7 protein-coding genes and 1 pseudogene are annotated in these 9,286 nt (G+C 39.8%); 3 read left to right on the top strand and 5 right to left on the bottom strand.

Annotated features, from left to right (window positions below; translation table 11 throughout):
• Positions 1-280 (bottom strand): GrpB family protein (locus IO95_RS07540; RefSeq protein ID WP_037384658.1); only part of this gene is annotated, 280 nt, incomplete at its 3' end.
• 646 nt (positions 281-926) lie between these two features.
• Between IO95_RS07540 and IO95_RS07535 the strand changes: the two genes are divergently transcribed.
• The 3 genes and pseudogenes from IO95_RS07535 (at position 927) to IO95_RS07525 (ending at position 2,486) form a co-directional block, all read left to right on the top strand.
• Complete coding sequence (locus tag IO95_RS07535; RefSeq protein ID WP_023492863.1) at positions 927-1,163, top strand: hypothetical protein; 237 nt, start codon at positions 927-929, stop codon at positions 1,161-1,163.
• Positions 1,160-1,446 (top strand): annotated as a pseudogene (locus IO95_RS26025) (type II toxin-antitoxin system RelE/ParE family toxin). The gene IO95_RS07535 and the pseudogene IO95_RS26025 overlap by 4 nt, the downstream one beginning before the upstream one ends.
• Positions 1,447-1,604: 158 nt before the next feature.
• On the top strand, positions 1,605-2,486 hold the full coding sequence (locus IO95_RS07525) for a hypothetical protein (protein ID WP_037384653.1): 882 nt from the start codon (positions 1,605-1,607) through the stop codon (positions 2,484-2,486).
• Positions 2,487-2,984: 498 nt separating this feature from the next.
• Here IO95_RS07525 and IO95_RS07520 read toward each other — a convergent pair whose 3' ends face one another.
• From IO95_RS07520 to IO95_RS07500, 4 genes are all read right to left on the bottom strand, one after another.
• Positions 2,985-5,108: a hypothetical protein gene (locus tag IO95_RS07520; protein ID WP_037384651.1), complete on the bottom strand. Its 2,124-nt coding sequence runs from the start codon at positions 5,106-5,108 to the stop codon at positions 2,985-2,987.
• A 466-nt stretch (positions 5,109-5,574) separates the two neighbouring features.
• On the bottom strand, positions 5,575-6,066 hold the full coding sequence (locus IO95_RS07515; protein ID WP_023491917.1) for a DUF4411 family protein: 492 nt from the start codon (positions 6,064-6,066) through the stop codon (positions 5,575-5,577).
• Positions 6,063-7,208: an ImmA/IrrE family metallo-endopeptidase gene (locus IO95_RS07510; RefSeq protein ID WP_023491916.1), complete on the bottom strand. Its 1,146-nt coding sequence runs from the start codon at positions 7,206-7,208 to the stop codon at positions 6,063-6,065. Before IO95_RS07510 ends, IO95_RS07515 begins: the two co-directional genes overlap by 4 nt.
• Before the next feature lie 651 nt (positions 7,209-7,859).
• Complete coding sequence (locus IO95_RS07500; protein WP_037384647.1) at positions 7,860-8,888, bottom strand: hypothetical protein; 1,029 nt, start codon at positions 8,886-8,888, stop codon at positions 7,860-7,862.
• Positions 8,889-9,286: the final 398 nt, after the last annotated feature.

Below are 9,286 nucleotides of genomic sequence, written 5' to 3'. Positions count from 1 at the left end.
CGCCCTTGGTGAAATACCTGCGATTTGAAATACCATTTTCGCCACGTGCATTATATCCAGCTCGCACCATTTCAACGTTTAAGTTATCCAACTCATTCAGACTAACAACCTCCAGCAATATGTCTATGACTGGTTTTGCTGCCAACTCCGGTACCGACGTGCTGCCAACATGGTGAATCCGCGAGATCACCTTGCCAAGTGTTATCTGTAACAGTGAGCTTTCAGCCTCAAATAGGCTAGGCCACTGCTCATCATAAGCAACAATAGTGACTTGTCGCATATTAACCCTTTCTCATTTTTTCTGCGGATTTACCATAAAATCAGTCTAACGTACCGCCTTTCTAACAGTTTAGTGTCAGTCAGGCAATTCGAATATAAGCGATATATTCAGATATATGGCCGCTTTACACTTTTATCTTTCACGCTTGAAAAACCTTAATATTTCTATACATCAACCGGCGGGGTTTTTGCCCATACCAACATAGACTAAAGCCAGTACTGACACGGGTTCCGAGTAGGGCAAAAAGCTCAAAAGTGAACAGGGCAAGTAGGGCAATAAACTTGACACTTTGTGCACAAGAACTGAGGGATTCCGGTCGTTGGTCTGTATAAAACTATATGCCCAATAGTGATGGAAACCTGCCAAAAGCTGTTACCACAAAGGATGGGGGATTGCTGACTCTTTCATTGATTGGCGGCAACCTGGCCTGATGGCCTGCTGTGTTAGCCACGGTTAAATCTGGCTGTTAGCTCAGAGCGTGAAGCAGACACAATTAGCCAACAAGTAATCGACCTCGCACGTAATTAAGTTGCATTGTGCGACAAATTGTCGCGCAATAACGACTGTAGCGCGTCAAACACTAACGTAGCAATTGAAACCACCCCAATACCTTACAGGCTCGGGTGACTACATCATGAGGTTTAAAATGGCAACAAGCATCCGCTTAGATGATGATTTTGTTAAAGAAGTTAAAATACACGCAGACGCGATGAACCGTAGCGTGCCCAAACAGATTGAGCACTGGGCTAAGATTGGCCGGATTGCTGAGGACAACCCCGATCTACCGTTTTCCTTTATCAACGAAATGCTGCTGGCGAAATCAGAAATGGACAACGGGAGAATGAAGAAATATGCGCGCAGAGAAGACAGGTCAGGAAATTGAGGTTTACTGGTCAAGTCTTTAATCGCCTGAGTAAAGAAGATCAGTACAGCGTTGATGAAGAGATTGAGTGCATCATCGCAAACCCGGAGATAGGCGAACGCACGAAAGGCGATCTCAGCTATCTGTGGGTACATAAGTTTTACGTGGGAAGCAGCAATACCTGCTTGGCTACTCTTGGCTGGACCAAAAACTGACAATCTATCTTTTGAGCCTAGGAACGCATGAGAATTACTACGATGAGCAAAAGCGGCACCGCAGAGCCGACCTGAAACTAATCGGGTAAAGTCGCGCAAGCAAATTGAGTAAATTAAAACATATAGTTACTCGGTGCCCCCTCATTTGAGACGATCCCGAGTTCAACCGAGCCATAGAAATAAACCTTTTCTTGGCAAGCTAAATGGTACATTCAGATAACTGGTCGGTTCCTGAGGACAACAAATAATGCCATTCAATAATAAAAACCTGTTTATTATTCTCTTATCCCTCTGCACATTCCAGACTTATGCGGCACAATGCACAGCGGAAACCTTCGCTAAAAACAAACTAAACAACTTCATCCTCTTGAGCCAGCAGACAAGAACAGAAATCCCCAAATCGGTTGAAATCACTATTGATAGCCCTGATGGGTATCTCCGCGTATCGGCTCAAAGCAACTTCAGCCAATGCGGTGAGCTAATTGGCGGCAGTATAAAAGAGGTCAAAACCTCAACAGGCCCGAAAAATGTTTTCACGGCTACCAATGAAATTCAACTTAACAGAACGGAATTTGGCTGGCGCATTCAGTTGGATGTGAACGGAGTCATAGCCGATAACAACAGTCAGAAGACCACACAACTATATCGGCAGACTCTGGAGGGAATGTACCAGCTTAATAATAAAGGATTTATCAGCCACGTGGTTAATCGTTCTATTATCTTGGCCACAAAAGCAGAAGATAAAGACAAAACCACAGTGGGCACAATAGACTACGTTTTAAATTCATCAGGGTTGCTGGCAAGGGCGGTAAACAAAGGAAGTTTGGCGATAGATAACAATACGATTGTATACAGCTATGATGGTAATGATCGTCTGATCAAAACCCAATCCCCCTCAACGATAGAAGAGTATGCCTATGATAACGAGGGCCGTGAACTGTCCGTGAGCAAGACCCAGACGTATTTCACCATCGAAAAAAACCTGATTACGTGTGAGGAGTGGAACTCGCATGGAGAATGCACACGCGCCAATATGGATATTATGGTCGTCCCAGTCGATCGGACGGGTAAACAGTATGTGGACAAACATAAAGCCTTCATGACGGCGAAATACGAATACTGGAATTGACCATTTCACCCGCCATATGGGGTAGCCAAAATAGTATGGAAACCGAACCTAGTTGCATTATCTCATCCGACTTCTGAGCTGAACCGCCCCGGTACAGATTGGCACGGAGCGGACAAGCTAAATGAGCCGAAGGTCCGATCCGAGCGAAAAACGGAAGTTCATACCTATCTGCTGATGAAGGTTTAACTGACAATATAAAGTTTCAATTAATGGGGAGCAGGTCAACAGATACTGGACTTAATGCCGGCAAAGGTACCGAGGGCAGGGCGATGTACGTGACCGGGCGCGATGGTTAACCACTCCACTTCGCCATTCGCGTCAAGTTAAAAATTTTTTGCCACGATGGTCGTCCATGATCGTCTGTTTAAAGGTATCAAAGAAAATTTTCGAATTGCTAATTTCTATATTTGATACATCGACAGTTTATAGTTTGCCATAAACTTACCATAGTGGCCGCCCTTTTCAAAGAGGTCATACAATAACTCACTAACTTGCAAATTACTTAAGTTCAAAGATACAACTTAAAATAGTTAATTTTTTATATTCGAATTTGTATTCATGAGCAATATTTCTTTTTAATTTATCTAGCTCATTATAAAACTTATTACTCCCTTGGATATAACCTACTAAGTCACTTACATCGAATTCGTTACTTTTCCACGTATTGATTTTATTGCCATGAGACATGATCATCCCTGTTTCGATAAAATTTATCAATTCATTCGCATGAAATGTTTTTATATGATTATTAATCAACCCGCTTAATACGCGATTGGCATTTATAACCCCATAATGAATATCACTTACAACAGAAGGTGCTATTCTTGCCTTTGTAAGTAGTTGTTTGAATGAGTTAGTATCCTTAAGTATTTTTTTGAATTTTTCTATTTGTGAAAATCCTTTTTCCAAATGGCTGTAAGTATTTCTCAACTCAAAGTCACTTACTGGATGATAGGGGTTTTTACACTCAAATATAAATAAGACTCCATCGAGGTAGGCAATTACATCAATTTCATCATCGCCAAATTTAAAATCGACGTTAACATGAAACCCTTTATCCACTAAAGCTTTATTTATTGCATCTATCATATGATCTTTTTTATTAAATGTAGATAGATTTATTTTTTTTCTAAATGCGATAGATCTAACTAGATTGGAATTATGAAGTATTGTTGGTGAAAATATAACTTCGCCATCAATGTTTAAAATTGGACTGTATTGAATATCAACGCAATCATTACCATGTGACAAGTCAAAACTAATTATTTCAATAAACTCTCTACATTCATCGATAGGATGATTGCAGATGCTATTTAGCATAATTGCAAGTTGTTCAATACTACACTTTGGTAATATTGAACGTCTTCTTATTAAGTCCAAATTAAGTGTTTTTTTCGAAAGTAAATCATTACATGCGTAGTTGAATGCATGGCTAATATAACCAAAGTATCTTTGTATTTTTATTATATCTATAGCAGTAAAGTTTTTGTGCAATTTTATGTTTAGATATTCATAGTTATAGTTTTCTAAAGATAAAGTTTCAATCATAACAGCCTCTTCCAAGAACAGGCTGTTATGGCTATAGATATTACATTCGTGTCCATAATGAAAACAAAGCATATTTAGTACGATTCTTTTTATTGGTAAATCTTTTAATTCGTAAACAATATTATCATTACTTTTGTCATTGGCAGAAAAAAATTCCGAAATGAATTCGGAGAACATCTTAAATTTCTTTGTTATTGTTTCATTTTCCATCGCTCTGGTAGCAATAGAACGCCATCTTAAGTCTGATTTCACATAACTTCGGCGCAATGCTGTTTCAAACTCATAGTTTTCAATAATTATATTATTGTAGACTTTACGTGCTGTGTAACTAAAAAAATCTATTTTAATTTCAATGTCATTAAATATTTGTATTAAATGCGCGTTGTAGAAGTATTTCATATACACATCATTGCTATATTCCTCATCAGTAAGGAAAACAGCGTTACCTCTTGTATTAAAAGTCACCTCTTTAAATAAACTTAATGTATAAGATATGGATGATAATATGGTTTCTTTGTTTCTATAGAAAAGGGAATCCGTCATTGTCATTCCATCAGCTATTTCATAATTCTTGGTGTCGTAATATATCATGTCAGCAATAGCTAATGCTGTTTTAATAAAATAGGGATTTGATTTTATGAATAATATTATTTTAAATCGAAGTGATTTTATTTCAGGAGATAGTTCAATGAGGCTTAAAATATTACTTGCATACCCTAAGTCATTATTGTTTAGTAAATTAACCCAAAATATGTCAGAAATTAAAAATTTTAATGCTTTTGTTTTGTAACCATATTTAGATGTTCTAAATGCACCTTTTTTTTTGATTGCACTAATTGGGTTTTTAAAACCCCCATAGAGTATAAAACGTGAAATGCCGATAGCATTTCGTATTCTTTCTTCTTTAATGCTATCCATTAGCATATCAATGCTATCATCTAGCAATTTATCTTTGCTTCTAGATTTAATGGGTAGTAGTTTTCTATTTATATCTATTATTATTCCATTTAATTTCTCACGACCAATTGTCTGTATTGATAAAACACTTATTTCTTCGGAAAATTGATTAATCACAGTTGATCACCTTAAAAAGGATAATTCCCAAGCCTAACCTCTAATATACTATTAATTAACTTGTGTTTATTTTTTATATTCCAATTTAGTAACACCAACCTCCTTACAAACATGCGACTTTATATACAATAATCTTCATGCGCAGCACCTAATAATTGATACTATCAGTTTAACTAGTAGCAATTCAATCCTTTGTTTTTCCTAAAATATTTATCAACTTCTGCTCTTGGCACGAAACGGACAGGCTGATGGGCTACAAGGGCCGCTATGAGCCTATACATGGCCGCTTTACACTTTTGCCTTCCACGTTTGAAAAATATAGGGTTTTATAACATCAAGCGGAAGGAGTTTCGCCCATATCAACATAGACTAAAGCCAGTATTAACGCGGGTTCCGAGTAGGGCACAAGGCCCAAAAGTGAACAGGGGCAAGTAGGGCGATAGGCTTGACACTTTATATTGAAGATCTATGAGCCTAATACAAACCGTGCATTTAATTCACGCAGAAATTGGAACGTATTTACACAGGGAACGCCGAATTGATGACAGATGTTTGGCACTTTAACTTTTTTAGTACCTTCAATAACAAGTGACTCATGTGTCACAACCACGGCACCGATAGACTTTGCTTTAGCTATAATCCACGGATCGGCTTTTGCCAGAAAGTTATCACGATTGCCGGGATTGTAATCACCCGCCATAACCGTCTGAACAACTTGAGTAAAAACGGCTTGCGTATCTGCATCGTCGTTTTTGATAAAATGACCGGGACGTTCTTTTACCCACTCTGCCAGTTCGTCATTGCCATCCTTTAGTTCCCTACCAATCATATCCACGCTACCTATGAGTCCATGCTCAAACTGAAGATCCAACCAGTGCCAGTAAGCGGGGCAGATGTCCATGCCGTAATACTGATTTTTCGCTTGAATATACGTGTTTGCATCCAGCAGGTATCTCATACCCCTAGCTCCTTCGCAAAAACAGGAATTTTAGCTGGCCTCACACCGTCGAGAAGCGCGCTTGCCTCCCGAAGTAAAAGCTGGCCACTCAGCGCCTGTCCGACAACCGCGCGGGAAAAGGGCAGGCTGATTTGCGCTTTTTTTATCTGGTAATAGCCTGGACCGCCTTTACCATTTTTTTCTCGCTCCTGCCATTCAGCTTTCAGCCCCGCGATATATCCCGCATAGTCATCATATCCGATAAACTTCAGTGTTAATGCTCGTCGTGTCAGTACCCACCGGCTAACCCGAAAGTGAAGTTCCAGAGGAGCCAGATTATCCTGCCAGAACTCTAGGTCTGGTTGCCAGAGTTGTGTAAATTCCTCTGCCGGAACCAGAAATTCAGCAGCCACGGCATTGCATAAAATTTCTTCTTTACGAGAAGTACGTGCATCTCCGTCGGAAATACCGGACTGTCCGATCCAGATATGGCACAGTTCATGGATTAGCGTAAACAACCGGGCGCCAGGGGCGTCGGCGTGGTTGACGAAAATAATGGGGGCATATTCATCGGTAATGGCGAACCCGCGAAACTCTTCCACCTGTAAAGGCCGAGTGAAATGGCCCAGATTAGCCTGCCGCATGACTAAAATCCCGAGGGATTCTATACGATTAACCAGATCCCGATAGTAACCATCGCTGTTGCCACGTTCAGGATATCGCCCAACTCGCAATGCCTGCTGGATATCTTCGACGATAGTATCGACGCTGTTGCGCATAGATAAACGTCCGACAAATGGGTTGGGTTCAGCCAACTGCTGCCTAAGATATTCCCTGTACCATTCCTGACGCTGGAGCATCAGTTTTACCAGATCCAATAATTCTGCGCTCGGTTGATGAACAGGGCGATTGTCCTGTGTTCTCAAATCGGGGATGGGGAGCGTTTCAACTGGTGGGGCTATCAGAAACAGATAACCGAAAGGGACATGCGCCTTTTCAGCGAAAAGCATTGCCTGATTAAACGTCATGGGCTGCACGCCGGATTCCCACTGAATCAGGCGTTCTTCGCTGACGGTGCATTTAGCGGCAAATGCAGGCAAAGAATAGCCGGAACGCTGACGCGCCCAAGTTAGCATTGCTGTATTTATATTTGCCGTTGCCATACTCGTTCCCCTGACGTTTACCCCTGATTATAGATAAAATAAAGCGCAAAACCTATTGATCTGATGCTAAAATAGACAATCAATTTCCTGCAAATCAGTAAAATTGTGATTGTAGTGGTCGACAAAATTTGGCCGCGCATGAGAGTTTTTAGAACCACTAAACATCCGCTCCTGGCACCAAGCCAACTATCACATTATGCTTCGCTCAGTTCAACAAAAGCACCAGATCAAGCATGAATCAGCATAGGCCAACGATCACTCCTTGGCCCACTCAGTTAATGCGTTCAATCCTTCGGGGCTCCAGTCATCCACTTCATCAGGGGATAAGTGGCTGTGTGACGCACGTCGGCCCTGAGCAGGCATATAGCAAGGCAGGAATTTTCTTTAAGGCCATACCCCGTAACATAATGTTCTGCATCGCCATCATAGGTAATCTCGCCATTTTTAACGGTAGTGATAAGTAGAACCAGTTTACGCGATGTATGTGCTTCATCGGTGTAAAGCTGACAAGTACACCACGATGCTCGCAATGTCAGCTCCTGGCACGAAACTGGCATACTGATGGGCTGTCAGGTCTGCTATGAGCGAAGAGCGGAAGTAGTCACTTTTGTGGTCTGCTCTCATGAAAGTGACTACAGAAACAGTTGCAATTCATAGTGACTTATCAATCAGTTTTTGTATTATCGGGTCGCTCAAAGCTTCATTATGTAAGTAGTTATTGTATTCATTAGATTTCTCTATTTCTGAGAACATATCCCCAAAGATCAAACCTGCTGTATCCACATTTGGTAATAATTTATCTAGGTACAACTTCGTAATCCCCATACTATTTGTTATCAATTTTTGGGCTTCAATTTTCAGATGAGGATACCGATCTGAAATAAATACATTGAAGCTATCCAGCAAGTTGAGTGCCCTAATCGCGGGATGAGGATGCCAGTTCTCTTTGGTATAAAATTTCATCGGGTTAGGTTTAAGAGGTTCTTGCCATTGCCCAACTAAGCCATAATTGAACAACACTCTAGTAATAAATAAACTGCCTAATGCACAATATATTAATGCTAAAAATTCACCATCAGTTCGAAAGCCAAACTTTCTAAGAATACTTGCAACATATAGCACAACTTTATTAGCGGAACTTTTATCAGCATCGTATTCTAGAATATGTTTTTTAAGATCGAAAGGTCGTTCAAAACAATTCTCTGTGAGATGGTTGTCTGTTTTATCTTTGATTGCATTAAACTGTAGTAAATGACGGAATTCATGATGAAACGTAAAGTGAATTGAGCAATCAAGCATGAACTTACTAAATGAGAAATTTTCATTTTTATATAACGACGCAAAGCCATCTGAAACACTTTCATTATTTAAAAATGCAGCAAATAATAAACTATCAAAAAAATCTTCCTTGAATTTATTCCCAATAAGAATAGGATAACCTTTAGTGATCCCTATAATATTATAACCATTACGTTTTATAGCAAAAGCGTTACATGTCGTAGAGTTATCTATATAAAAAGTGACAGGCTTTATCCCATAGAGTTCAGCATTTGTACTGATAAGTTTCTCAAATTCACCTTCGAAATACTTGTATACTTCGAAGTTCTTGCCTTCATACTCATTGATATTTAACGTATCCAATCCCAACTCTTCGATAATTTCATTTTTGCTCTTAGTCAAAGTTTCACCGTTTAAATTTGTCAATAAAGAGAACAGTTTGCTCGTCAGTATGCATGTCTATCGCATTATATCAGAGAGCACGAAAGTAGTTAATTTTTTGTATCAAAAAATCGTCAAATCTCTATAAAGCATACTGCTTGAAAATGAATAGTACAGCTATTTCATTTACTAACTTAGCACCGCGCGCATATATATGTGTAGTAGTACCATTAAATATAATGATTACACTATTGCTGGCCCCCTCGAATTTTTTGACACCAGTTCTGCGACACGTGCTGTCAGTGCATCAATCCAAGCCATTAATGCCTCATAATGTAGCGCTGACCAGCTACCCGTTGATTAACATATTGTGATGCCAGCAATGTCCGCTTCACGCCCTGAGACATTCGACAAGCTTT

Source organism: Serratia sp. DD3, from assembly GCF_000496755.2.
The sequence above is the reverse complement of the archived record's forward strand: the minus strand, read 5'-3'. Positions and strand labels throughout refer to the sequence as shown.

Excerpts from the sequence above, each read along its gene's own strand:
- IO95_RS07535 (WP_023492863.1), top strand. The coding sequence starts at position 927 with ATGGCAACAAGCATCCGCTTAGATGATGATTTTGTTAAAGAAGTTAAA.
- IO95_RS07510 (WP_023491916.1), bottom strand. The coding sequence starts at position 7,208 with ATGGCAACGGCAAATATAAATACAGCAATGCTAACTTGGGCGCGTCAG.
- IO95_RS07525 (WP_037384653.1), top strand. The coding sequence starts at position 1,605 with ATGCCATTCAATAATAAAAACCTGTTTATTATTCTCTTATCCCTCTGC.
- IO95_RS07515 (WP_023491917.1), bottom strand. The coding sequence starts at position 6,066 with ATGAGATACCTGCTGGATGCAAACACGTATATTCAAGCGAAAAATCAG.